Genomic DNA, 25,842 nt, shown 5'->3' on the forward strand with positions numbered 1-25,842 from the left:
AATAATCAAGCTAAATAAACATGCAACTCGAAATACTTTCACCGGAAAAGAAAATCTACAGCGGCGAAGCTGTTGGCGTTCAAATGCCGGGTGTTACAGGCTCATTCGAAGTATTAAATAATCACGCTCCTATGATTGCTGCACTTGCTACAGGCAAAATGCGCGTTAACACAGGGAAAGAAAATGTGATCTATAATATCAAAGGTGGTTTCGTAGAAGTACTCAATAATAATGTGAGTGTTTTAGTTGAAGGTGTAGAAAAAGCCTGAACTATTTTAAACTATACTTAAAGAGGCTGTCCATTTGGGCAGCCTCCTTTTTTTATAACTAATTTATCTCAAAAAGATTATGGTTTGATTTCAAACTGCGCGAAAATTTCATAACGCAATTTTATTTTTTCAAAGCCAATATCATTTGTATTATAATTTATTTCATACGCCGCATTTGAATTTAATGCTCTTTGGCTAATTCCATACGGCTGATAATAATTTTCTCTTTCCTGAATAACAATCGGATTGCCAATTTCTTCACCAATGCTGCTTAATAAATACGCAGCCTTTTCTTTAGTGGCCATCATGGCATTTATTTTTACCTGCTTGCGGTATTCTTCAATTTTTGAGTGACTGGTTTTGGCAATGTAAGCATCTTGTGCATCAATTTCTACGAGCTTAACATACACCTTCGATACCATAGCCGCATCATGCACTAATAAGATATAATTTTTACTTGCCAGTGCATCTTCCTTTTTCCATTTATAAGATGAAAAATCTGATTGTGCATCGGCAAGACTAACATCCTTTAAATCAATATTTAAAGATTTTAATGCTGCAAAAAACTTTTCTTCCTGTTTTTCTAAGGTGATTTTTGTCTTACCATCATATCGCTCCTGCAAGGTGATGGAAATATAAATTTCGTCAGGAACAATTTCTATTTCGGCACTACCTGTTACTTCTATAAACGGTTTGGTTTGTGCATTGGTTGTGGTTAGCGGAACACTTTGTCCGATAACAGTAGTGCATATCAATAATAACATAAGCACCGGTAGAATCATCTTTTTCATAATTTTTGTATTTGCTTGTATACTTAAAAATAAAACGAACCTTTATTATTATCAGGATTGATAAAAATTACAAAAGGTTGTTTACTACCGGTAAAACGTATAACTGCAAAAATTTATTACTGGAGAGATACAATCTGTGCTTATAGTTCAATTATAGCCTTACTCTTTGAAAATCCTGCAAAAATGCCGAACCCGTTTTCAATATTTGAATACACTACAACCGGTTCACCAAATGGATTGTCGCCGGTATTCTCCTGCAGTCTGGCTGATACATGAAATAAATAAAAATCTTTACTTACATGTTTTAACTCAATTTCAAATCTTGGGTCCGTTATAAAATCGGTATTTAATGCATATAATTCAACATGCATTGTTTTTTTAGTATTCTCGAAGGTTACATCGGTAAATAATACCTCATCACACAACGTAGTTGTGCCGTTTTCATTTTCATTGCCAAAGGCATAATCATTATTTACCGTAAAGGTAGGATCACTCGTGTTAAAACAAGTAAAACTTTCGCTAAATGCATCACGGTAGGTGATTTTTAATGCATAATAATCTTCACCCTGAGGGTCATTAAATGAAAGCTGAATATTAAAATAAGGCACTATCGTATCGATGTAAATTACGTTACCAAATTCATCAATATAGCTATACGATAAAGGCACTAAAACGGTGTCGGTAATAGCAACATCAAATAAAGGAATAGCTGAAGGAATTATTGTGGTAGATGTAACTGATTCTTTGCCGGGCGCTGAAACATTTATTTTTATTTCATCGCCACCCTGTGCATCTAATGCGGCGCCGCTGAATGAATAAACACCATTAAATTCATTCAAAAATGCGCCAAGGTTTTCATCATTTTTTGATATAGATATTGTTGCATTTTCCACCCCAAAACTTTCTAACCCAATGGCCAGCGGGTCTTCACTTAAATCTATATATAAATAAATATTACTATCCGGTTCAAAAAAACCTGTAACCACTAAACGGTCTTCTTTGGTATCTACATCAAAGTACACTGTTTTTTCGCAAGCCATTAAGGTAAGGGTGATTCCCATTAAACCTAAACCAATTTGCGATTGTGCGTTATTTATTATTTTGCTTAGTTTCATTTTCATTTTTTAAAATGTAAATTCATAGGAAATACTTGGAATAATAGGGAATAAACTTACCTGGCGATAATTATTTGTATTTGTTTCATAATCATATGCCTGATAAATAAAAAACGGATTTAATCGGCTATAAGCATTATATACCCCAAAGTTCCAGGTTCTTGTCCAGTATTTTTTGTCTTTGGTTAAAGCAACATTTGCATCCAGGCGATGATATGGATGCATGCGATATCCATTTCTTCCTTCATATGCATAAATTGTTTGACCTGTTGGTCCGTAATATTTTGCAACAGGTAAACTCACCGGCTGTCCTGATGTAAATACCCAAGTTGCAGATACTTCAATATGGTCGTTGATTTTATATATGCCTGCAATTTCAAAATCATGGCGCCTGTCGTACTTGTAGGGAAATTTTTCACCTAAATTAATATTAGGAAATTGTCGGTTGCTCCACGATAACGTATATCCAATCCAACCGGTTAATTGTCCTTCTCTTTTCTGCACAAAAAATTCTGCACCATAAGCCCAGGCTTCACCACTTTCAACTTTGTCTTCCCAAGTTTCCAGTCCGTCAAAAAAATAATTTGCACCATCTTTATATTCGATAATGTCGTTCATTTTTTTGTAATAACCTTCAACACTGAATTCATATTTATTTTTATAAGTATACGCAACACCAATAGCAGGTTGTATTGCCGTTTGTGGTGGAACACTGTCGGTTGCCGGCACCCATAAATCAGTTGGTAAACCGATTCCTGAATTACTTAATAAATGAATGTATTGTGTCATTGTGCTGTAAGAAGCTTTAACCGATAAATTTTTATTTACCAGATAACGCATACTGATGCGGGGCTGCAACGATTTATAAAACACGCTATTTACTAAAAAACCACTTGCGTGTAAACCTGCATTTACCTTAATAAAATTATTTATTTCCCAGTCGTCTTCTACATAAGCATCAAATTCGGTAACATAAATACTTTCTGAACCAAATTCAAACTCAGGTGTAAGTTCACCTAAATTTTCTGATTCAAATTGCGTTGCTCCGGGCTCGAATGTATGATAGGTTACACCAACACCATATTTTAAATAATGTGAAGGATTAGGCACATGATCAATATCATATTTTAAACTCCAGTCATGAATACCTGAAAAATAATCAAACCCGAAATAGGTGTCAGGGTCGCTATCGTTTTCTTCTGTTACATTACTGAAAATATCAAATTGATAATCCGTAAATGTAGCTGTTAAATTGCTGAAAATTTTATTCGAAAACATGTGGTTCCATCTTGCCACCGCAGTTGCATTTCCCCAATATAAACCATTATCTTCAATACGCCTTGTATCTTCATCATATTGATAATCGTAATTAAAATAAGCTTTATCGCGACCAAAATAACCGCTTATATACAAACGGTCTTTATCAGATATTTTGTGATTTATTTTCGCATTTAAATCATAAAAATAATAGCCTGAAACACCATCATCCTGTTGTGCTTTTAAAATTGGTCGTGTAATTAAATCAATGTATGTTCTTCTTGCAGAAACAATAAATGAAGTTTTATCTTTTATAATCGGCCCTTCAAATGTTAATCGCGAAGCAATTACACCAATGGAACCTTCACCGTGAAAGTTTTGCATATCACCTTCTTTCATTCTGATATCAACCACACTGGAAAGCCTACCACCATAGCGCGCCGGGAAACCACCTTTTACCAAGGTAACTTTATTTATAGCATCCGCATTAAATACGCTAAAAAATCCGAATAAGTGACTCGCATTATAAACCGGAACACCATCCAGTAGAATTAAATTTTGATCCGGTGAGCCACCTCGCACAAACAATCCGGAGGAGCCTTCTGAGCCACCATTTACACCGGGTAATAATTGTAATGCTTTTAAAACATCGACTTCACCTAAAAAAGCAGGTAATGATTTAATTTGATCAACTGGAATTTCAAGTGTGCTCATTTGTGTGCGCGCCTGAAATTGTTCATCATTTTTTTCACCTTCAATTACCACTTCCTGTAAAGCTGTTGATGGGAGCAGGGCAATATTAATAATGGTATCCTTTTGTAATTTAAATTTAACTTGCTGGGTAAGGTAACCAATATAACTATAGTTAATTATTACACTATCTGTGTTAAGTGTCAAACTATAAAAACCATAATCGTTACTTACGGTGCCTTTAAAATCTTTACTGTTATAAACGGTTGCGCCAATTAATTTTTCAGCAGAACCTTTTTCAGTAACATAACCACTAATGGTGTATTGCTGAGCGAAATGAATATTTGGAATAAAACAGAAAAAGGCAAACAACAGTTTTGCAATTTTGAGATGTCTGAAATTCATGGCACGAAGTTACATTTTTGGTATGTTCTGCTAGGGTTAAGATTTATTAAAAAAGGCAGATTAATACAATTCAATGACAAAAAAGCCGGTTTTTAGCCGACTTTTAAATTTAGTTACAGATTTAAATATTCGTCGTTATAATCGTTTGTTACCGTGCGAACCTGTTGTTCAAGTAAATGCATGGCATCAATCATCATCTGATCATCGTACGGGAATGGCAATGGTTTACCGCCAATTTTCGCTTTAGATTGTGGTGTTAGTGCTTCCGCATAACCGGTTGCTACTGCATAATAATTTTGGAAAACTGCATCACTGCGCACCGGAACCGATTTCAAAACGTTACCGGCTTTATCCATATAAACAACCTCACCACTTACAGTTGCCACTTTTTCTTGCCAGGTTTCGGTAATAAATGCAGTTACGGTTTTGTAATCAGGTTCTTTTACAGGGTTGCCCAGACTGTCTTTCACGATATTGCCCTGATTATCGTAAACAAATTCATATCCGTCGATAATTTCTTTTGATTCTTCGTAACGGTTAGTAGTTACTTTTTCAGGATAGGCCTCCACTTTGCGCACATTCAACTGAATATAATAATCAGTGCTACCGGCTGGGTAACTGCTGTGAATCATATACCAGGTTCCTGTGCTGTTATAAATGGTAATTTCGTCCATAGCCTTGGTAACATCGTAATTCAAACTGCTGTTCGACATGTTTTTTACCTGAAAAACTGCATGGTTTGTTCCAAGGTCACGTGCCTGTTTCATCAAATCATCAACATCTTTATACTCGTTATAAAAACGACCAATGTTTTGTAATTCATAATAAGCTTCACGCGCTTTGTAAGCATCTTTTGTATTCAATTTTAATGATGCATCAGCATACCAATAAGCTGCAGCGTTCTTTTTTGCAGTATTCAAACCGTCAACAGCATCAACAAATTTGAATTCGGCATCCCGTTCTTCTGTTCCTAAATAAAGTGGGAGCAAGGGTTTTATTTTTTGCTGACGATTGTAAATGCTTTCATAAACATGATATATATCTTCCCAACGGTCAGGGCGACCTTCCGTGTTGAGCGATTTAATTATTTCGAGGTCACCATCATTAGCCCGCATAAAAGCCTGCTCCAAAATAACAATGTACTCGGCTTTGTCGGGATTGTCTATCAGTTTTTTCACGCAGATGTCTATGGCTTCATCATAATCGCCTTTTCTAAATTCTTTTTCGGCTACTTTACATCCTGAACTAATTACAACTAAAAAAATTGAAGCGTAAATCATTTTTTTCATAATCTCCTCCTGTTTAATCTTTTATAAATACAAAACTATGCCAGCATTTAGATGTAATTGGGTGTAAAAATGTTACAAGCTTGTGAATAAGTACGATTTTTAATTTAGAATGCTTCTAAACAAGTATTTTTTATCGCTTGAAACCCTTTATTTACAAGCATTTGAAGCGGGTTGCATTAAATGAAAATTTTTTTAAAAGAATTGTTAAACTTTTGATGATTGGTGTTTAGTTTTGCACGGGTTTAAAAAAGCCTAAAATACCTTAACCATAAAATCAAGGATTGTGCAGCATAAGAAGTCGACGACCATCACACGCCTCCTGACCATTTTTACATTATTCACTTTGTTGTTTACTGCTAACGCAGCATACGCAGGTGAAGCGGAGGGAAAAGCACTTTTTCAAGCCAATTGTCAGAAATGTCACCTGGTTGATAGAAAAATGACCGGACCGGCATTACAAAATGTCCGAACACGCTGGGCAGACTCGACTAATCTTTACAAATGGATAAAAAACCCTGCTGGTTTTCTTGCCACAGGTGATAAATATTCAAATGCCTTAGCTAAAGAATACGGTCAGGTGATGCAGTCATTCCCATCATTAACCGATGCTAACATTACCGATATCCTTGCTTATATTGATGCTGAAGCACTTAGAAAAGCTACTGCACCTCCCCCAGGTACTCCAGGCAATGTTGAAGTTAAAAAAGACAATTCTACATTATATTGGATTTTAATCATTGCATTATTATTTATTGCAGTAATCCTTGGTCGTTCAGTTAAATATCTCGACGGTTTAGTTCGTCAGAAATTTGATGACCCGGCTCCGGATACTACACCTTTCTGGAAAAAACGCAAATACCGTCCTTTAGTTGGTATCCTTGCTTTATTATTCTTATGCTTCTTAAGCGTTGCCATGTGGGATAGTGCAACTGCACTTGGTCGTCAGCAAGATTATGCACCTGAGCAACCAATTGCCTTCTCACATAAAGTGCACGCTGGTATCAATAAAATAGATTGTAAATACTGTCACGTAGGTGCTGAACGCGGAAAATCTGCTGTTATACCTTCATTGAGTGTTTGTATGAACTGTCACTACAATATTCAGGGTGTTAATGGTTTAGATCCTAATTATCCTAAGGCAGTTTACGATAAAGAGATTGCAAAAATTTACAGTTATATCGGTTTCAATAAAGAAACATCTAAATACGAAAGTGAACCAAAACCTGTAGAATGGGTGAAAATTCACAACCTTCCTGACCACGTTTATTTTAACCACTCACAGCACGTAAAAGTTGCCGGGTTAGAATGTCAAACTTGTCACGGTCAAATTCAGGAAATGGATGTTGTTCAACAAATGGAAAATCTTTCCATGGGATGGTGCGTAAACTGTCACCGCAATACCAATGTAAACTTTACAACGAACGAGTTTTATAAACCATATGAAGTGTTGCATGAAAAAATTAAAAATGGTGAAATGACGGATGTGAAAGCGTCAGACATCGGTGCAACAGAATGTCAAAAATGTCACTATTAATTTATTAACTCAAGCATCACTTAAACTTCTAACCATAACCAAATGGCAGAAAAAAAATACTGGAAAGGCCTCGAAGAATTAAATCAGGCGCCGGAATCAGCTCAACTCACACAAACCGAGTTTGGCGAAGAAATACCTGTAGATTTTTTTGACGGAAATGGTGACTTAACCAAGTCATCACGTCGTGATTTCTTAAAAATAATGGGCTTTAGCCTTACTGCAGCAACAGTTGCAGCCGGTTGTGAAATGCCGGTTCGTAAGGTAGCTCCATATATATTTAAGCCTGAAGATGTAATTCCCGGTATTGCAACCTGGTATGCGTCTACGTTTTATAACGGTGGTGACTACTGCAGTATTTTAGTAAAAACACGCGAAGGTCGCCCGATTAAAATTGAAGGTAACCGCGATTCAAAAGTTACTAAAGGTGGTACTTCAGCCCGCGTTCAGGCAAGTGTTTTAAGTTTATATGATACCAGCCGCCTCCGCAACCCAATGGTTAAAAGCGGAAGCGATTTTTCAAATGCATCATGGGATGAAGTTGATAAAGCAATTGCCGGCAAATTAGCTGCTAACCCAAATGCAAACATTCGCATTTTAACATCTACAGTAATAAGCCCATCTACTAAAAAAGTATTTGCTGCTTTTGCTGCTAAATATCCAAATACAAAAGTTTACAGCTATGATGCACTTTCATACAGTGGTATGTTAATGGCAAACATGGCGTCTAAAGGAAAATCTGAAATTCCTGATTATCATTTCGAAAAAGCAAAAGTGATTGTAAGTATCGATGCAGATTTTCTGGGAACATGGATTTCTCCAATTGAATTTACAAAAGGATATGTGGCTACAAGAAAGGTTACAAAAGAAAAACCTGAAATGAGCCGTCACTATCATTTTGAAAGCAGAATGTCTTTAACCGGTTCTAACGCCGATTATCGTGTTGCTGTTGCTCCTTCTGAACTAGGTATTGTTGCACTTAATTTATTAGATGCCATTACCGGTGCTAATAATTCAGGTGGCGCAAAATTAAAAGATGAAGCCAAAGCTGCACGTTTAAAAGAAGCTGCTGAATGGCTGAAGAAAAATCGTGGTGAATCACTTGTAGTAAGTGGTTGCAACGATGAAAATGTTCAATTGATTGTAAACGCAATTAACGATGCATTAAACAATTACGGTAATACAATTACCTGGGATTGTTCAAATATGTTACGTCAGGGTTCCGATGCAAGTGTTAAAACACTGGTTAGTGAATTAAATGGCAAACAGGCGAATATTGTTATGATTAACGATTGTAACCCTGTGTATGACCATCCCCTAGGCGGCGAACTTGAAAAGGCATTAGCAAATGCGGATATGAGTATTTCTTTCTCAGGAAATATGAATGAAACCGCTGCTGCATGTAGTTACATTTGCCCTGATCACCATTTCCTTGAATCATGGAATGATGCTGAACCTAAAAAAGGACTGTATTCATTAGCACAACCAACAATTAAAAATTTATTTGATACACGTCAAATGCAGGATACACTCTTAACATGGAGTGGCGAAACAATGGCGTATCATGATTATATCGTTCAAAGCTGGACAACCGGTCCATTAGCAGGAAGTGCTGACCCAATGACTGCTTTTAATAAAGCATTACAAATAGGTTTGTATCAACCTGAAGGTGGCAGCATTTCAGCAGCAGTAGATTCTGCAGTTGCAGCTTTAACAGCAACAACCGAAACGGCTCCTGTTGCTGATATGAGCGGTGCGGCTTCGGCAATTTTAGCAATGGCTAAAAAAGCTTCCGGTGTTGAGATTCAGTTTTATGAATCAATAGCAATTGGTGATGGTCGTTATGCCGACAACCCTTGGTTACATGAATTACCGGATCCGGTTTCAAAAATTACCTGGGATAATTACCTGAACGTTTCACCTGCTTATGCAAGAGAAAATAAAATTGAACACGGCGATGTTCTTAAAGTAACTGTTAACGGTAAAAGCGTAATGTTACCTGCGGCAATTCAGCCGGGTCAGGCTAATAATACTGTTTCTGTAGCTGTTGGTTATGGAAGAACAAAAGTTGGCAAAGGTGGTCAGGACGTTGGTGTTAATGTTTATCAATTATTGGATGCAAGTGGAGCATGTGTTAGCTACATGGCTGCTAATGTTACCATCGACAACACAGGTGAAAACGTTAAACTTGCTCAAACACAAACCCATTTCAGTTTAAATGACGGTTTGGGTATGCGTCATATTGTAAAAGAAACCACATTAGCTGAATATAAGAACCACGCAAATGCCGGTAACGAAGATCGTGCTGAAGCATTAGCTTGGAAAGACATTACTTTTTATCCGGATTATTTCGGTAAGAAAAATGGCTTCAACTGGAGTATGGCAATTGACCTTAACTCATGTGTTGGTTGCGGCGCCTGCGTTATTTCTTGTAATGCAGAAAACAATATTCCTATTGTAGGTAAAAATGAAGTTATTCGTTCACACGAAATGCATTGGATGCGTATCGACCGTTATTATGCGGGCGATGAAGAAAATCCTGAAGTGGTTTATCAGCCAATGTTATGTCAGCATTGCGAAAATGCACCTTGTGAAAACGTTTGTCCGGTAGGTGCTACCAACCACAGTTCTGAAGGCTTTAACCAAATGGCGTACAACCGTTGTATCGGAACACGCTATTGTGCAAATAACTGTCCTTATAAAGTGCGTCGTTTCAACTGGTTCGATTACGGTTCTGCCGATACTTTCGGAACCATGAACGATCCAAAAGGTACAGAAGAAAGAGGCATGATGGAAGATCTCACCCGTATGGTACTCAACCCTGATGTTACCGTTCGTTCAAGAGGTGTTATCGAAAAATGTTCTTTCTGTGTTCAGCGTATTCAGGAAGCTAAATTGACTGCTAAAAAAGAAAGCCGTGAGTTAAAAGACGGCGAGTTCCGTGTAGCATGTCAAAGCGCTTGTCCTGCTGATGCCATCACATTTGGTAACAGCTACGACGATAGCAGTGCAGTTGTAAAAGAAGCAAAAGATGAACGCACATTCGGAATTTTAGAAGAATTCCACTGGGTACCATCAGTATTCTATAAGACAAAAGTTAGAAATAAAGACAAGGCTGATCATAAGAATGAGGAAGCATTGGATATCATGGATTTATATAATTATAAATAATTAAATAATTATGTTCGTATCACCTTTAAGGGAACCATTAATACAGGGTCATAAAACCTACAAACAGATATCTGATGATATTTGTGCACCGGTAGAAGCCGCGCCTAGTAAAGCATGGATGATTGCTGTAACATTGTCAGGATTGCTGGCACTCACCGGTTTTACAATGATCGGCATCACAATTACCTACGGTATAGGTATGTGGGGTTTGAACAAAACAGTTGGTTGGGCCTGGGATATTACCAACTTCGTTTGGTGGATCGGTATCGGTCACGCCGGAACCCTGATTTCGGCCATCCTCTTATTATTCCGTCAAAAATGGAGAACAGGTGTAAACCGCTCAGCAGAGGCGATGACGATTTTCGCGGTAATTTGCGCCGGTTTATTCCCTATCATTCACATGGGTCGTGTTTGGCTGGCATTCTTTATCTTCCCTTATCCAAATACACGCGGACCGGTTTGGGTGAACTTTAACTCACCGCTGTTATGGGACGTGTTTGCGATTTCGACTTACTTTACCGTTTCATTGGTATTCTGGTATACCGGTTTGATTCCGGATCTTGCATTAGTACGCGACAGAACTACATCTGCATTCAAAAAAAGAATGTATAATATATTCAGCTTCGGCTGGAAAGGAACAGCTAAAAACTGGCAACGTTTTGAATCCATTTCATTGGTGTTGGCAGGTTTATCTACCCCACTCGTATTATCAGTGCACACCATCGTATCCTTCGACTTCGCTACCTCGGTTATTCCGGGCTGGCATACCACTATCTTCCCTCCATATTTCGTTGCAGGGGCGATTTTTTCCGGATTTGCGATGGTATTAACGCTGATGTTGGTGGTTAGAAAAGTATTTAACTTACAAGAATACATCACCTTAGCGCATATTGAATCAATGAATAAGGTAATTATTCTTACCGGTTCAATTGTGGGTGTTGCTTATATCACCGAATTATTTACTGCATGGTATTCAGGAAATCAATATGAACAATATGCGTTCCTGAACAGAAGTACCGGTCCTTACTGGTGGAGTTACTGGGGTATGATGACATGTAACGTGGTTTCTCCGCAGTTATTCTGGATTAAAAAATTACGTCGCAATATTGTGTTCACTTTCTTTATGTCGATTTTCATCAACGTGGGTATGTGGTTCGAACGATTTGTAATTATCGTAACATCTACACACCGCGACTTTATACCATCCAGCTGGACCATGTATTATCCAACTATCGTTGAGATATTTATTTATCTGGGTACAATTGGATTCTTTATGACACTGTTCCTCATTTTTGCCAAAGTGGCACCGGTGATTGCAGTAGCAGAGGTAAAATCGATTTTGAAAACATCTGGCGACCAGTATACCGGACCGGATGCTATTCATACACAGGATGAACATCATAAACATTAAGTATAACCAAGCATAAACAACATTTGCAAAATGGCAAATAAAAAAATAATATACGGTTTATATGACGATGAAGTTGTATTGATCGATGCAGTTAAAAAAGTGCGCGCAGAGGGCCTTAAAATCCACGATTGTTATACACCGTTTCCGGTTCACGGACTCGACGATGCAATGGGATTGAGAATGACTCGCCTGCACAGTGCCGGTTTTATTTTTGGTGCTACAGGTACTACAACTGCACTCTCATTTATTTTATGGATTACAACCAGTAATTACCCGATTAACTATGGTGGTAAACCATATTTATCATTACCGGCTTGGATTCCAATTACATTTGAGTTAACCGTGTTGTTTGCTTCGGTAGGTATGTTTTTAACTTATTTGTATTTAAACAGACTTGCTCCAGGTGTTAAACCGGAAATTGTAGATGAAAGAACAACAAGTCACTTATTTGCAATGACATTTGAAATAGATGACCATACTTCATCTGAGAAAAAAGATGAAATCAGAAAAGTTTTAACCGCAAGTGGCGCAGTTGAAGTTCACGAAAAAGAATTATAATACCATAAATATCTTATGAAAATGGGTATATCAAAATATTTAAAAACAGCGGCAATAATTTTTGCATTGCCTCTTGTATTTACATCTTGTAAAAAAGCAGGTGGTAACTACACAGGTGATTCATATACCTGGGATATGAGTTACTCAAGAGCTTATGAAACCTATAGTATGATGCCCGAAATGCCAAATGGCATGAGTGCTATTACGCCAGTTGCAGGAACTGTACCTTATGTTGGAAATCCAATTGCAGGAACTCATAAAGACAGTTTAACGATGGCTTTAAACCTGCCGTATAATCTGCCGAATACCCCAGAAGGTTATGCCCGCGCTGCTTTGGAAGTGAAAAACCCATTTACCATCAACGATAAAGAAGTTGTAGCACAGGGTAAATACTATTTCGATATTTATTGTGCCGTTTGTCACGGTACTGCCGGTGACGGAAAAGGTTATATTGTTACTGAAGGCAAATACACAGCAATTCCGCCTAATTATTTCGACCCGATGTATATGGCTATGACAGAAGGAACTATGTTTCATTCAGTTACCTACGGTAGAAACGCTATGCAATCATATGCTTATGCATTATCAAAAGAAGAACGTTGGAAAGTTGTAACTTATGTAAAATATTTACAGGCTGAGTATGCAGCAGCACAAGCTCCGACAGCAGCTAACGACACAACAAAAACAAATTAATTTAATCAAGATATTAACGCTTTCGAATTAATACCAAGCAAATAACAAAAGCATGAACGGCTCAAACAAATTCGAATATACTTCTAAACTGAAAACCACTTTCCTCGGATTACTTATTGCAGGGGTTGTGCTTACAGTTGTTGGAATGGTTACAGGTGCATCAATGGATCGTTTCTGGTCTAATTACCTGTTGGATACCATAATGTTTTTAGGCATCTCTGTGCTGGCGCTTTTCTTTTTAGCCGCACACCAGATTGCAATGTCAGGATGGCATATCACTATCAAACGCGTTCCTGAGGCTATGAGTCAGTTCTCAAAATATGGTGCAGTGTTGATGTTAGTTGTAATTGTGGGTTTGTGGGCAGGTTATCATCATTTATATCACCATTGGGATAATCAGTTTGTTCAGGAAAAACAAGTTACACTTGAAGAATTAAAAGAATACGATGCTGAATTATTAGCCGAAGGTGGTGAAGAAGGTCACAATAAAGATTATTCACGCACCTGGCAGGCATTCCAGTATGATGGAAAAGCAGAACATGTTGAACATCATGAAGAACCAAAAGCAGAATTAGTTGCCGATGCAAACGGAATGGTGGAAAATCCGCATTATGACAGATTAATTGATGAAAAAAGTGGTTATTTAAATAAAACGTTTTGGACAATACGCTCACTGGTATATTTATTATTGTGGGTTGGTGTTGCAATTACCTTACGTAAATTTTCTCTTAAAGAAGATATTGAAGGTACCAACCACTGGTTTTTACGCACTAAATTCTGGTCTGCTATCTTTTTAATTATTTGGGCTGTAAGTAGTTCAACAATGGCTTGGGACTGGGTGATGTCACTTGACCCACATTGGTATAGCACCCTGTTTGGCTGGTACAATTTCGTATCACTTTGGGTTGCTTCTCTTTCTACAATAGTTTTAATTCTGATTTACCTGAAACGCAAAGGGTATATGGAAGAATTAAATGAAAACCATTTACACGATTTAGGTAAATATATTTTCGCGTTCAGCGTATTTTGGACATATTTATGGTTCAGCCAGTTTATGTTATACTGGTATGGTAATATTCCGGAAGAAACACGTTGGTGGTTAGATCGCGCCAGAACAAATTACAAATACATTTTTTACGCAAACCTTATCATTAATTTCTTGTTCCCATTCCTAGTTTTATTACGCAGAGATGCGAAAAGAAACTTAAATGTGTTAGCAACAGTTTCAGTTGTAATGATATTATCACACTGGTTGGATTTCTTCCTGATGATAATGCCTCCTACAGTTGGTTCAGAATGGGGAATCGGATTACTCGAAATTGGAATGTTTTTAACATTTGCAGGGTTGTTCTTATACATCGTTTTTGGTGAGCTCGCTAAAGCATCACTGGTGCCTCAAAAGCATCCGTTATACAGAGAAAGTCTTGATCATCACATATAAATTTATACAATGGCTACCGGTTGGTTGATATTTATTGCAATAGTTATGATTGTTGTGGTCTTGTTCCAGGTAACAAGAACCCTTGACCTCGTTGGACAATTACGAGGTGGTGAACGCACAACAGTGGAAATGACCAAATTACATTCCATTCTGGGGATGATATTTATGATTCTTGGTATGATTGGATTTTTCTGGTCATTCGGGCATTATCAGGACAGGATGGTTGACCATCACTCTTCGGATAATGGGCGAACCATTCATAGAATGTTTGTGATTACCCTTTGGGTGACAGGTATCGTATTTGTGATTACGAATGTATTATTATTCGTTTTCGTGTATTTATACAGAAATCGTCCGGGTAATAAAGCAGTGCACTTTGCACACAGTAATAAATTAGAGTTCATCTGGACCGTTATTCCTACCATTGTATTAACCGGACTGGTGGTTTTTGGATTACAGGCATGGACAGATATTATGGGTGCTCCGAAAGAGGATGCCATTACAATTGAAATGACCGGCCAGCAATTTTTCTGGACAAGTCGTTATACTGGACCTGATGGTAAATTAGGGCCACGTGACAACGATTTAATTTGTGCAGATAATCCACTCGGTATTGTTACAAGAGAATGGATTGAACACAGAAAAATTACCTTAAAGGGTAGTGAAAAACTGAATCAAAAAGGTGAAATCGTAAAATTACAGGAACGCGAAAAAGAAATAAACGACTTATTAGCAGGCTATTACGATGTAGTTAACAACTCTGCTAACAAATATCGTGTTGCTGCAACGCAAGATACAATTGCTGATTTAGAAAAAGAATTGAAAAAAATTCCATCTAAAATTGATATTCGCGAAAAAGCATTTACAAGAATTACAACAAAATATACTGAAGAATATATTGCAGCACATGCTGAAGAATTTACCTGGGGTTATGATGATCCAATGCCAAGTGAATTGCATGTTCCTGTAAATAATCAGGTATATGTTAAAATTACCGCACTCGATGTACTACACAATTTTTATGTTCCGCATATGGATGTAAAAATGGATGCGGTTCCCGGGATGCCAACATCATTTAAATTTACACCGCTTGTTACAACTGCTGATAAACGTCAGGAATTGAGTGAAAATGAAGCATGGCAGGAGATAAAAGAAGGTGATGATGTACCAAGATGGACGAAATTTAATTATGAAATTGCCTGCGCCGAATTATGTGGAACAGGACATAGTGCGATGAAATATAATTTGGTTGTTGATTCACCTGAAGATTATGAAAAGTGGATTGCCGCTCAACCAAGTAAATGGAGTCAGGTTTACAGCACTTTATTACTGGAAAACGGAGTAAGTAAATATGCTCCAAAAATTGCAGCTCCTGTAGCAGATACTGCTATTGTTGCAAATGCATCAACAGGTATTGTTGATACTGTTACAATTGGTAATTAATAAATTGACGGAAAGAAAATAGAAAGATATGTCAGTACAAACTTCAACTCATACCGCGCATGTAGACACGCATGGACATGGTCATGATCATCACGATGATCACCACCACCATCAAAGTTTCATCCGGAAATACATTTTCAGCGAAGATCACAAAACCATCGCTAAACAATTTCTGATTACAGGTATTTTCTGGGCTATAGTAGGAGCTTTGCTTTCTGTATTATTCCGTATCCAATTAGGTTATCCGGATGCTGATTTAAGCTGGTTAAAACCTGTTTTAGGAAAATGGATTACCGAAAACGGACAAATTGCACCTGAATTTTATAATGCATTAATTACAATGCACGGTACTATCCTCGTGTTTTTCGTATTAACCGCCGGATTAAGTGGTACTTTTTCCAACTTCTTAATTCCTTTGATGATTGGTGCGCGTGATATGGCTTCCGGATTTATCAATATGTTATCCTATTGGTTTTTCTTTATTTCAGGTGCTGTAATGTTTGTTTCGTTTTTCCTTGCAACCGGTCCTGCATCAGGTGGATGGACAGCCTATCCCCCCCTTAACGCGTTAAAAGATGCTTCATCTGGTAGCGTTGTTGGGGTAGATTACTGGTTAATTTCAATGGCTTTATTTATCGTTTCTGCCTTATTAGGTGGTTTAAATTATATTACAACTGTAATTAACCTGCGCACGAAAGGTATGAAAATGTTCAGATTACCATTACCAATCTGGGCGTTTTTATTAACAGCAGTAATCGGGGTATTATCTTTCCCTGTATTATTATCTGCAGCAGTTTTATTGTTGTTCGACCGTAATTTGGGAACAAGTTTTTATCTCGATGCAATTAACCTTGCCGGTGAGCCGCTTGCTAATTCAGGTGGTAGTCCGATTTTGTATCAGCATTTATTCTGGTTCCTTGGTCACCCTGAGGTGTATATCATTATCCTCCCTGCGATGGGTATTGTTTCGGAAGTATTATCCGTGCATTCAAGAAAACCAATTTTTGGTTATACGGCGATGATTTATTCATTACTTGCAATTACCGTATTATCATTTATTGTTTGGGCACACCATATGTTCATGACCGGTTTAAATCCGTTCATTGGTTCCATTTTCGTAATCTTTACACTGATTATTGCGGTGCCTTCTGCAATTAAGGTATTTAACTGGTTAACAACACTTTGGAAGGGCGATATCCGACTAAATCCGCAAATGTTGTTTGCAATTGGTTTTGTTTCATTATTTATTTCCGGTGGTTTAACAGGTATTTTCCTGGGTAACTCATCTATCGATATTCGCTTACACGATACTTACTTTGTGGTGGCTCACTTCCACCTTGTAATGGGTGTTGCAGCCTTCTTCGGAATGTTTGCCGGTATTTATCACTGGTTCCCAAAAATGTTTGGACGATATATGAACCAAACTTTAGGATACATTCACTTCTGGGGAACCATCGCAGCTGCGTATCTTATTTTTTATCCAATGCACTTTGAAATTGCATTACCTCGTCGTTATTATACACACTCAGGTTTCGAAACTTTCAGTGGATTCGAATCATTGAATATGTTTATTTCAACAATGGCAATTATTTCATTTGCATTACAATTATTATTTGTATTCAATTTCTTCTATAGCATTTGGTACGGAAGAAAAGTAAGAGATTTAAATCCTTACAATGCAAATACATTAGAATGGACAACACCTTTACGTCCTGGACACGGAAACTGGGAAGGCGATATTCCTGAAGTTCACCGTTGGCCTTATGACTATAATAAACACGGAAGAGAATTTATTCCTCAAACCGAGCCATTAACGCAATATGAACTCGAACACGGTGAACATGGCGATGAAATGGATGGTGATCACATTATTACCGATAACGATATGAAATCATAATCTGTTTGTAAATAAATTATGAGTAAAGACACTTCTATATCTAAACAAAACTTTGGCAAAGCTGTAACGGCTAAACTGAAAGATTACCACATGCTGGTAAAATTCAGGCTGAGTTTTATTGTGGTATTTAGTGCCGGTATAGGATATTTATTTGCCGGTGGCGAACAATCATCGTTCTTTTTATTTTTAGCAAGTGGATTTTTAATTACTGCTGCATCGAATGCAATTAATCAGATAATTGAATCGGATACCGATAAGTTAATGACCAGAACTGCTGATCGTCCTTTGGCGGCAGGCAGAATGCAGGCAACAGAAGCAATTATTGCTGCCGGTTTAATGGCTGTTTCAGGTATCGCTATTTTATGGGTTTGGTTTAATACATTGAGTGCTTTGCTGGGTGCATTGTCATTAATTAGTTATGCGTTTTTATATACGCCAATGAAAAAAGTTTCTCCGGTTGCTGTATTTATTGGCGCATTTCCCGGAGCTATGCCACCACTTATTGGCTGTGCTGCAGCAATGGGCGGTATTAACGATTTAGCGATATTATTATTTTCAGTTCAGTTTGTATGGCAATTCCCACACTTCTGGTCAATTGCCTGGGTTGCAGCTGAAGATTATGCCAAAGGCGGATTTCATTTATTGCCTTCGGTAAAAGGTAAATCAAAAACATCGGCAATTTATATTGTCATTTATACCATATTATTAATTCCGGTAAGTTTACTTATGTATTTCTTAGGATATACAGGTTGGGTTTCGGCATTAATTGTATTCATAACAGGAATATTATTTTTATTACAAACACTTAAACTATTCAGAAGCTGTGAAACAAAAGATGCGCGCAGTTTAATGTTTGGTTCTTTTTTATATTTACCAATTGTGTTAATAGCATTATTGGTTGATCAGATTTAAAAATTATGGCAACATCAATTCATAAACGGTTTATTGTTCATCCATACAAGTTTAACTTGTGGATAGGCATCGTTTCGATGGTGATGATATTTGCTGCATTTACCAGTGCTTATGTTGTTAAAAAAGGAGATACACGCAGTTGGGAAAATATCCATTTGCCATCCATTTTTACAACAGCAACTATTGTAATTGTAATAAGTAGTCTTTTTATGCATGCTGCATACCTGGCATTCAAAAAAGGGAAACTTAATTTATACAGAGGATTTATTGTTACTGCATTTATTTTGGGTGCAGCATTTTTAACCTTACAAATTCAAGGTTGGAATACGCTGGTAGCTCAGGGAGTTGGACTTACCTCTAACGTTGCAGGATCATTTATTTATGTTATTTCCGGAGCACATTTTGTGCATGTTGCCGGCGGTGTAATCGCTTTGATGGTTTTTGCTATCAGGTCGTTTACTAAATTAAATACCAACGAATCTGAATTAATGAAGACCAATACCATTAATATCGAAGTAATGACCACTTACTGGCATTTTGTCGATTTTTTATGGGTTTATCTTTATTTTTTCTTTTTATTGAACAGATAAAATTATACAATTTTGGAAGCAGTTGCTAAAACGAATGCAAAAGAACTCTGGGACGGCGGTGATTCACCGTTTCGGGTAAGTTATGGAAAAGTGATGATGTGGTATTTCCTCATCAGCGATACTTTTACTTTTGCCGGCTTATTAATTTCATACGGTGCAATCAGGATGAGTCACCCGGCTCACGTTGAAGGAAATCTTCATAGCTGGCCTGATCCAAACGAAGTGTTTAGTTCACTTCCGTTTACACATGCACACGTTCCGCTGGCATTCGTAACCTTCATGACCTTTACACTGATTTTTAGTTCAGTTACCATGGTAAGAGCCGTGCAGGAAGGACATGAAATGAACCGCAAAGGGGTGTTGTTCTGGATGTTCCTCACCATTTTAGGTGGTTTAACATTCGTGGGCAGTCAGGCTTTTGAATGGTCGCATTTAATTGAAGAAGGACAAACCTTAATACATAATCCTTTTGGAGCAGCATCTTTCGGAGCCTTGTTTTTCCTGATTACCGGTTTCCACGGGTTCCACGTTAGTGTTGGGGTATGTTTAAATACATGGGCATTTATTCAAACTTACAGAGGCGTGTTCCAACGCAGAGGTCATTATGAAATGATTGAAAAATTAGGATTATACTGGCACTTTGTAGATTTAGTTTGGGTATTCGTATTCCTAGCATTTTATTTATTATAAAAATTTTAAATTAAAGATATGTCTAACGCAACGCATGCAGAAAAAATAAAAAAGGTATGGCAGATATGTTATCTGCTTGGATTTGTTACTTTATTTGAAATTGCTGCAGCACTCATTCACTGGAAATACATGGAAGGTAGTCCAAGATGGTGGTTGAATGCATTGTTCATCATTTTGAGTGCAGCTAAAGCCTATTATATTATGAGTGAATTTATGCACTTAAAATATGAGTTAAAGGCAATGGCAGTAAGTATTTTGGCGCCATTCCTGTTTTTGGTTTGGGGTATTATTGCATTCTTATGGGAAGGTGGATATTGGCTGAGTTTAAAAGAATCGTGGCAGATACTTAAATAATCATGGTAAACAAACGGGGGCGCGTTTGGGCAATCGTAATGCTCACAATAATTGTTGTGCTCCCTTTATTTTCGGTACTTTTTTTAAAGGAAGGATTTAAAATAAGGGAAGAAGCTCCGGCCAGCGATAGGTTAGTAGAGGTCGATCAGTTTCCAATTCCCGATTACTTTACAATTTCACACCGAGGTGATACGATAACTAAAAAACGCATGCTTGATAAAGTATGCGTTTTAGATTTTGCATCCTATAGCTGCGGAACTTCAAATGATGCACGCGAACGTAAACTTTTTGAAATACAGGAAGACTACTACGGCAAAACAAAAGCACTTCGTTTTTTAACACATACTTTACAACCGGAAACCGATAAAACCGACCAGCTCCGCACCATGGCTGAACGATATGCAGCAAGAGAAATCTGGCATTTTGTTGGTGATACAGGAACTACATCTTTACAATTACACACATTTTGCAAAAATACTTTCGAAAAACAAGGCATAAATGAAACTGATAGCCTTTGTCCGCAGTTAGTATATCTTGTAGATGGTGATGGCTATTTGCGTGGAGCGTATGATCCGCTCGATGAAAAACAGTTTCACGATTTATATAACGATATTCTTTATCTCGTAAATAAATTGGACCTGGATGAACAAGAGAAATAATCTGATTATTGCCGGCGTTACCGGAGTCGCATTTATTTTATTTATTATTTTTATTTACCTGCCTTATGCCGATAAGCAGGATAATTTGAATAAGGTAAAGGAATCATATCAGCATTCTTCTTATTTACGCGACTCATTAAATCATATTCCTGATTTCACATGTGTAGACCAAAATGGTAAAACCTTCACTAAAGCAGATGTGGAAGGAACTGTTTTTGTTGCCGATTTTTTTTATACCGAATGTGAAGGTTATTGCCCGGTTACAACCAGACATTTATCATATGTTCAAAATTCATTGAATTCAGGGATAAAATTTAAAATCCTGTCGTTCAGTCTAAACCCTGAGCACGACTCAGTTCCGGTTTTGAAATCATACGCAGATTCATATAAGGCAAATGATACACTATGGCATTTTTTGCAAGGCGACCAAGATGAAATTTTCGATTTGGGTGAACATGGTTTCTTTACAATTGTTAAAGGTGGTGACGGTTCGTTTTCAGGCCATTCCGATAAATTTACACTGGTAGATAAAAGTGGAAATATTCGCGGGTTTTATAAAGGCACCGACTCGATTCAAATGCAGGCATTAGTGCAGGATATAAATTATCTGGTTTTTAAAGGCGAAAAAAATGAATGAAAAATTAACTAATAGAATTATTGTAGCTATTTCAGTTGCAGTTCCGGTTTTAGTTGCAATTTTATTTTATACTCCGGCATTACATCTCAACATTGATGTTTCCTTCTTGCCAAAATTTCATGCAATATTAAATTCAGTTGTTGCCGTTTTATTACTTACAGGATTATATTTCATTAAATCTAAAAACATAAAAGCACATAAATTAACAATGCTGGCAGCTTTTTCAACTTCTGCCTTGTTTTTAATTTCATATGTATTGTATCATTCCGCTGCTGACAGTACTTTGTTTGGGGATGCTAATTTTGATGGCACCGTGAGTGCAGAAGAAAGTGCTGCAATTGCAGGCATTAAAAACATATATTACGTGATTTTATTGAGTCATATTGTTTTGGCAGCTTTAATCATGCCACTGATATTAATAACCCTTTCACGTGGTTTAGCTTCCAGATTTGATAAACATAGAAAAATTGCTAAAATAACTTGGCCTTTGTGGTTTTACGTTGCCGTAACTGGTGTAGTGGTTTATTATATGATTGCGCCTTATTATCCGCATTAATGATTAACTTTGCAGTATGAAACTTCGTATCGTTTTAACGTTGACAGTTTTGATTTTACTCACTTTTTTAAGCAGTGATTTAAGTGCACAATGTGCTATGTGTAAAGCATCTGCAGAAGAAGGTGCCCGTGACGGGAATTTACAAAGTTCAACACTCAATACCGGGATTGCCTATCTGTTGGTAATGCCTTATCTGGCATTTGCGGTAATTGGCTATTTATGGTATAGAAACTTCAAACGTAAAAAGTCAGAAGGAAATTACCAGTCTTAATTTCCGGTTATAAATCACCTTCCATAGGTCGTATCAGTATTTCTTCCACCACAGTTCTTTTTGAAACTGCCCAGGCATTATATATCAAGGTAGCAACATCTTCAACATCAATAAAACGGGACTCAGGTAAATCGGTTCCTTTCCAGCTTTCAGTTAAAACAGCTCCCGGTAAAACTGAAGTAACCCGAATTTTATGCTCTTTTAATTCATGTCGTAAATTTTGCGAAAATCCATATAAAGCAAACTTCGAAATTGCGTAAGAACCACCACCGTCATACGGATTAATACTGGCAACCGAACAAACATTAAATATATGCCCGGACTGATTTTTTTTCATTCCCGGAACAATAGCTCTGGTTAAATAATAGGCACTGTATAAATTGGTATGAATTAATTGCTCTAATGTACCTTCCGGTTCGTCGTGCACATTGCCCGGAATAAAAATGCCGGCATTATTTACAAGGACATCCACCGTTTTAAAAACTGATTTGCAAAAATTGCCAAATTGCTCTACATTGGATTTAATGGAAACATCACAAACTTGTGTATAAACACTTATCGAACTGTTTAAATCAGTTAATGTGGTTTTAAGCGCTTGTAAATCGGCTTGGCTTCGGGCACAGGCTGCAACATTAAAACCGTTTTTAGCAAAATGAACGGCAATAGCTCGTCCAATTCCTTTAGTAGCACCTGTAATTATGATGTTCATCGTTAAAAATGATTTAATTTAAATAGTTTTACAAAATAAAACAATTTACACCGCAATGAATAACTTGTTTGCTGATGTGATTTTGCCGTTTGCGTTGGAAAAAAACTATACGTATGCTGTTCCTCAGGAGTTTGCAGTTATGCTTACCCCCGGGATGCGCGTAGAAGTGCCGTTCAGAAATAAGAGTTATACCGGAATTGTTGCTAAAATTCATAATCTGGTGCCGGCCGGATATGCACCAAAATTTATAATAGCACTTCCTGATCATCTCCATATTGTAAATAAAATTCAGCTCGAATTTTGGCAGTGGATGGCAGGTTATTATATGTGTTCAACCGGTGATGTAATGAATGCTGCTTTACCGGCGCCTTACAAACTAAGCAGCGAAACAATTATTGTTTTGCATCAGCAGGCAAATATTGATGCAAACGTTTTAGACGATAAAGAATATATTATTGCAGAAGCATTATCGATACAAAAAGAATTGACATTAAAAGATATTCAATTAATTCTGCAACAAAAAACAATTCAGCCCACTATAAAATCGCTGATTGAAAAAGGTATTGTTTATGTAAAGGAAGAACTCAAAGAAATATATACTCCCAAAACAGAAAAATTTGTTGTATTAAATAAACAATATCACGAAGAAAAGGAATTAAGTAAATTGTTTGACGCTATGCAAAAGCATGAAAAACAATTAAATATTCTTATGGTTTATTACCAGATGGCACAGGATAATCATCCGGTAAAAAAATCATTGTTGCTGAGAAAATCAGGAGCTGGTGCAGGGGTGCTGAAAACAATGGTAAAAAATGAAATATTTATTGAATACGATGAGCAGGTAAGCAGATTGCAATTATATGGAAATGACCAGATTAATGATATTGTAATAAATGAGGAACAAACCAGGGCTTTAATCGAAACACGTGAATTGTTGCAGGAAAAAAGTACGGTATTAATTCACGGCGTTACCGGAAGTGGTAAAACTGAAGTATATATCGAATTAATAAAAGAATATATTACAGCTGGGAAGCAGGTTTTATATTTATTGCCGGAAATTGCTTTAACAACACAAATTATTTCTCGCCTAAAAAAAAGGTTCGGCAACCAGATTGGTGTGTATCATTCAAAATTCAATCAGAATGAACGGATTGAGATCTGGCAAAAAGTTTTGAGCAACGAATATAAAATTATATTAGGTGCACGGTCAGCTTTGTTTTTACCATTTAATGAATTAGGATTAATTATTATTGATGAGGAACATGATTATTCCTATAAGCAACACGAACCTGCTCCACGTTATCATGCACGTGATGCGGCTATTTATCTAGCCTATCTGCATAAAGCTAAAACCGTGTTAGGGACCGCAACCCCTTGTATTGAAACTTATTTCCAGGCAGTTAACGGAAAATTTGGTCTGGTAAAAATGTTTAAGCGGTATGCTGATATGGCAATGCCTGAAATTCAGATTGCAGATGTAAAAGAAGAGGAAAAAAATAAAACAATGCATTCGCATTTTACTTCTGCATTGGTGGGTAGAATGAAATATGCGCTGGATGCAAAAGAGCAAATTATATTATTTCAGAACAGAAGGGGATATGCACCCTTTTTAATTTGTGAGGCTTGTGGATGGACACCACGTTGTATTAATTGTGATGTAAATCTTGTTTATCATAAATTTAGTAACGAACTACGTTGCCATTATTGTAATTATACTTCATCAACATATAATGTTTGTCCGGCATGTGGCAGCAGCAGAATAATCATAAAAGGATTTGGCACCGAAAAAATAGATGATGAATTACAATATTTATTTCCGGACGCAAAAACAGGTCGATTAGATTTGGATACGGTAAAATCAAAACATGGCCATGAAAAAATATTACATGCTTTTGAGTTGGGTGATATTGATATATTAACCGGAACGCAAATGGTAACCAAAGGACTTGATTTTGACAATGTAAATTTGGTAGGTATTTTAAGTGCGGATCAAATATTAAATTTTTCGGATTTCAGAGCTGCAGAAAGGGCGTTTCAGATGATTACGCAGGTGAGTGGAAGGGCAGGCCGAAAAAACAGGAAGGGTTTAGTTATGATTCAGGCCATTGCAATTAATCATCCTGTATTACAATTTGTGCGGCAACATGATTATGCGGGATTTTATAAAAAAGAAATAGCTGAGCGGCAGCAGTTTGGTTATCCGCCGTTTACAAGATTAATACGGATAACCTTACGTCATTCAAAAGTAGAAACGGTAAATAAAACGGCTGCATGGTTGGGTGGAGAATTGAAAAATCAGTTAGGAGAACGTGTTTTGGGTCCTGCGATTCCAGGTATCCCACGCATCAGAAACAAGTATTTATCGGAAATCATGATTAAATACCCTAACAACAGAGTGAGTGGTGAATTTGTTAAAAACATCATTAAACTTGAAGTTGAGAAATTGCAGTTAAACCCTGCACATAAACGGGTTGAAATCCTCATTGATGTTGACCCAATGTAG

23 protein-coding genes are annotated in these 25,842 nt (G+C 37.0%); 18 read left to right on the forward strand and 5 right to left on the reverse strand.

Annotated features, from left to right (window positions below; genetic code table 11):
- Positions 1–20: 20 nt before the first annotated feature.
- Positions 21–269 (forward strand): ATP synthase F1 subunit epsilon, encoded by a 249-nt coding sequence (atpC, locus tag IPI65_11885; GenBank protein ID MBK7442213.1) that lies wholly within the window; start codon positions 21–23, stop codon positions 267–269.
- A gap of 77 nt (positions 270–346) precedes the next feature.
- Here atpC and IPI65_11890 read toward each other — a convergent pair whose 3' ends face one another.
- From IPI65_11890 to IPI65_11905, 4 genes are all read right to left on the reverse strand, one after another.
- Complete coding sequence (locus IPI65_11890; GenBank protein ID MBK7442214.1) at positions 347–1,060, reverse strand: SIMPL domain-containing protein; 714 nt, start codon at positions 1,058–1,060, stop codon at positions 347–349.
- Between the two features lie 140 nt (positions 1,061–1,200).
- Entirely contained in the window at positions 1,201–2,181 is a 981-nt protein-coding gene (locus tag IPI65_11895; GenBank protein MBK7442215.1) for a DUF4249 domain-containing protein, read from the reverse strand.
- A gap of 3 nt (positions 2,182–2,184) precedes the next feature.
- Positions 2,185–4,527, reverse strand: a complete 2,343-nt coding sequence (locus IPI65_11900) for a TonB-dependent receptor (GenBank protein ID MBK7442216.1) — start codon at positions 4,525–4,527, stop codon at positions 2,185–2,187.
- 113 nt (positions 4,528–4,640) lie between these two features.
- Positions 4,641–5,816 carry a hypothetical protein gene (locus IPI65_11905; protein MBK7442217.1) on the reverse strand — a complete coding sequence of 392 codons (1,176 nt, stop codon included), beginning with the start codon at positions 5,814–5,816 and terminating at the stop codon, positions 4,641–4,643.
- 283 nt (positions 5,817–6,099) lie between these two features.
- Between IPI65_11905 and IPI65_11910 the strand changes: the two genes are divergently transcribed.
- From IPI65_11910 to IPI65_11985, 16 genes are all read left to right on the forward strand, one after another.
- The gene (locus IPI65_11910) at positions 6,100–7,350 is read left to right on the forward strand and encodes a c-type cytochrome (GenBank protein ID MBK7442218.1); all 1,251 of its coding nucleotides are present in this window, start codon (positions 6,100–6,102) and stop codon (positions 7,348–7,350) included.
- Positions 7,351–7,392: 42 nt separating this feature from the next.
- Positions 7,393–10,518: a TAT-variant-translocated molybdopterin oxidoreductase gene (locus IPI65_11915; protein ID MBK7442219.1), complete on the forward strand. Its 3,126-nt coding sequence runs from the start codon at positions 7,393–7,395 to the stop codon at positions 10,516–10,518.
- A gap of 4 nt (positions 10,519–10,522) precedes the next feature.
- Complete coding sequence (nrfD, locus tag IPI65_11920; protein MBK7442220.1) at positions 10,523–11,929, forward strand: polysulfide reductase NrfD; 1,407 nt, start codon at positions 10,523–10,525, stop codon at positions 11,927–11,929.
- Positions 11,930–11,959: 30 nt separating this feature from the next.
- A complete protein-coding gene (locus IPI65_11925) occupies positions 11,960–12,487 on the forward strand; it encodes a DUF3341 domain-containing protein (protein ID MBK7442221.1) in 528 nt (175 codons plus the stop codon).
- A gap of 15 nt (positions 12,488–12,502) precedes the next feature.
- On the forward strand, positions 12,503–13,180 hold the full coding sequence (locus IPI65_11930) for a cytochrome c (protein MBK7442222.1): 678 nt from the start codon (positions 12,503–12,505) through the stop codon (positions 13,178–13,180).
- A 52-nt stretch (positions 13,181–13,232) separates the two neighbouring features.
- A complete protein-coding gene (locus IPI65_11935) occupies positions 13,233–14,621 on the forward strand; it encodes a quinol:cytochrome C oxidoreductase (protein MBK7442223.1) in 1,389 nt (462 codons plus the stop codon).
- Positions 14,622–14,630: 9 nt separating this feature from the next.
- On the forward strand, positions 14,631–16,064 hold the full coding sequence (locus IPI65_11940) for a hypothetical protein (GenBank protein ID MBK7442224.1): 1,434 nt from the start codon (positions 14,631–14,633) through the stop codon (positions 16,062–16,064).
- Positions 16,065–16,092: 28 nt separating this feature from the next.
- The gene (locus IPI65_11945) at positions 16,093–17,961 is read left to right on the forward strand and encodes a cbb3-type cytochrome c oxidase subunit I (GenBank protein MBK7442225.1); all 1,869 of its coding nucleotides are present in this window, start codon (positions 16,093–16,095) and stop codon (positions 17,959–17,961) included.
- 18 nt (positions 17,962–17,979) lie between these two features.
- On the forward strand, positions 17,980–18,873 hold the full coding sequence (gene cyoE / locus IPI65_11950; GenBank protein ID MBK7442226.1) for a protoheme IX farnesyltransferase: 894 nt from the start codon (positions 17,980–17,982) through the stop codon (positions 18,871–18,873).
- 5 nt (positions 18,874–18,878) lie between these two features.
- Positions 18,879–19,463 (forward strand): cytochrome c oxidase subunit 3, encoded by a 585-nt coding sequence (locus IPI65_11955; GenBank protein ID MBK7442227.1) that lies wholly within the window; start codon positions 18,879–18,881, stop codon positions 19,461–19,463.
- A 93-nt stretch (positions 19,464–19,556) separates the two neighbouring features.
- On the forward strand, positions 19,557–20,153 hold the full coding sequence (locus IPI65_11960; protein MBK7442228.1) for a cytochrome c oxidase subunit 3: 597 nt from the start codon (positions 19,557–19,559) through the stop codon (positions 20,151–20,153).
- Between the two features lie 18 nt (positions 20,154–20,171).
- Positions 20,172–20,507, forward strand: coding sequence for a cytochrome C oxidase subunit IV family protein (locus IPI65_11965; protein MBK7442229.1), 336 nt, complete (start codon positions 20,172–20,174; stop codon positions 20,505–20,507).
- Between the two features lie 56 nt (positions 20,508–20,563).
- Positions 20,564–21,166 (forward strand): SCO family protein, encoded by a 603-nt coding sequence (locus tag IPI65_11970; GenBank protein ID MBK7442230.1) that lies wholly within the window; start codon positions 20,564–20,566, stop codon positions 21,164–21,166.
- A complete protein-coding gene (locus tag IPI65_11975; protein MBK7442231.1) occupies positions 21,150–21,803 on the forward strand; it encodes an SCO family protein in 654 nt (217 codons plus the stop codon). The genes IPI65_11970 and IPI65_11975 overlap by 17 nt, the downstream gene beginning before the upstream one ends.
- Positions 21,796–22,359, forward strand: a complete 564-nt coding sequence (locus tag IPI65_11980; GenBank protein MBK7442232.1) for a DUF420 domain-containing protein — start codon at positions 21,796–21,798, stop codon at positions 22,357–22,359. The genes IPI65_11975 and IPI65_11980 overlap by 8 nt, the downstream gene beginning before the upstream one ends.
- Before the next feature lie 16 nt (positions 22,360–22,375).
- Positions 22,376–22,630 (forward strand): hypothetical protein, encoded by a 255-nt coding sequence (locus IPI65_11985; GenBank protein MBK7442233.1) that lies wholly within the window; start codon positions 22,376–22,378, stop codon positions 22,628–22,630.
- Between the two features lie 7 nt (positions 22,631–22,637).
- Here IPI65_11985 and IPI65_11990 read toward each other — a convergent pair whose 3' ends face one another.
- Positions 22,638–23,339, reverse strand: coding sequence for an SDR family oxidoreductase (locus IPI65_11990; protein MBK7442234.1), 702 nt, complete (start codon positions 23,337–23,339; stop codon positions 22,638–22,640).
- Positions 23,340–23,394: 55 nt separating this feature from the next.
- Here IPI65_11990 and priA point away from each other — a divergent pair, with 55 nt between their 5' ends.
- On the forward strand, positions 23,395–25,842 hold the full coding sequence (gene priA / locus IPI65_11995; protein MBK7442235.1) for a primosomal protein N': 2,448 nt from the start codon (positions 23,395–23,397) through the stop codon (positions 25,840–25,842).

The sequence above is a fragment of the Bacteroidota bacterium genome (assembly GCA_016706255.1).
In the GTDB taxonomy this organism is placed as follows: domain Bacteria; phylum Bacteroidota; class Bacteroidia; order Chitinophagales; family BACL12; genus UBA7236.

Bases quoted from the DNA above. Each gene is read 5' to 3' on its own strand.
- atpC (MBK7442213.1), top strand. From the start codon at position 21: ATGCAACTCGAAATACTTTCACCGGAAAAGAAAATCTACAGCGGCGAA.
- IPI65_11890 (MBK7442214.1), bottom strand. From the start codon at position 1,060: ATGAAAAAGATGATTCTACCGGTGCTTATGTTATTATTGATATGCACT.
- IPI65_11895 (MBK7442215.1), bottom strand. From the start codon at position 2,181: ATGAAAATGAAACTAAGCAAAATAATAAATAACGCACAATCGCAAATT.
- IPI65_11900 (MBK7442216.1), bottom strand. From the start codon at position 4,527: ATGAATTTCAGACATCTCAAAATTGCAAAACTGTTGTTTGCCTTTTTC.
- IPI65_11905 (MBK7442217.1), bottom strand. From the start codon at position 5,816: ATGAAAAAAATGATTTACGCTTCAATTTTTTTAGTTGTAATTAGTTCA.
- IPI65_11915 (MBK7442219.1), top strand. From the start codon at position 7,393: ATGGCAGAAAAAAAATACTGGAAAGGCCTCGAAGAATTAAATCAGGCG.
- IPI65_11925 (MBK7442221.1), top strand. From the start codon at position 11,960: ATGGCAAATAAAAAAATAATATACGGTTTATATGACGATGAAGTTGTA.
- IPI65_11930 (MBK7442222.1), top strand. From the start codon at position 12,503: ATGAAAATGGGTATATCAAAATATTTAAAAACAGCGGCAATAATTTTT.
- IPI65_11935 (MBK7442223.1), top strand. From the start codon at position 13,233: ATGAACGGCTCAAACAAATTCGAATATACTTCTAAACTGAAAACCACT.
- IPI65_11940 (MBK7442224.1), top strand. From the start codon at position 14,631: ATGGCTACCGGTTGGTTGATATTTATTGCAATAGTTATGATTGTTGTG.
- IPI65_11945 (MBK7442225.1), top strand. From the start codon at position 16,093: ATGTCAGTACAAACTTCAACTCATACCGCGCATGTAGACACGCATGGA.
- cyoE (MBK7442226.1), top strand. From the start codon at position 17,980: ATGAGTAAAGACACTTCTATATCTAAACAAAACTTTGGCAAAGCTGTA.
- IPI65_11955 (MBK7442227.1), top strand. From the start codon at position 18,879: ATGGCAACATCAATTCATAAACGGTTTATTGTTCATCCATACAAGTTT.
- IPI65_11960 (MBK7442228.1), top strand. From the start codon at position 19,557: ATGATGTGGTATTTCCTCATCAGCGATACTTTTACTTTTGCCGGCTTA.
- IPI65_11965 (MBK7442229.1), top strand. From the start codon at position 20,172: ATGTCTAACGCAACGCATGCAGAAAAAATAAAAAAGGTATGGCAGATA.
- IPI65_11975 (MBK7442231.1), top strand. From the start codon at position 21,150: ATGAACAAGAGAAATAATCTGATTATTGCCGGCGTTACCGGAGTCGCA.
- IPI65_11980 (MBK7442232.1), top strand. From the start codon at position 21,796: ATGAATGAAAAATTAACTAATAGAATTATTGTAGCTATTTCAGTTGCA.
- IPI65_11985 (MBK7442233.1), top strand. From the start codon at position 22,376: ATGAAACTTCGTATCGTTTTAACGTTGACAGTTTTGATTTTACTCACT.
- IPI65_11990 (MBK7442234.1), bottom strand. From the start codon at position 23,339: ATGAACATCATAATTACAGGTGCTACTAAAGGAATTGGACGAGCTATT.
- priA (MBK7442235.1), top strand. From the start codon at position 23,395: ATGAATAACTTGTTTGCTGATGTGATTTTGCCGTTTGCGTTGGAAAAA.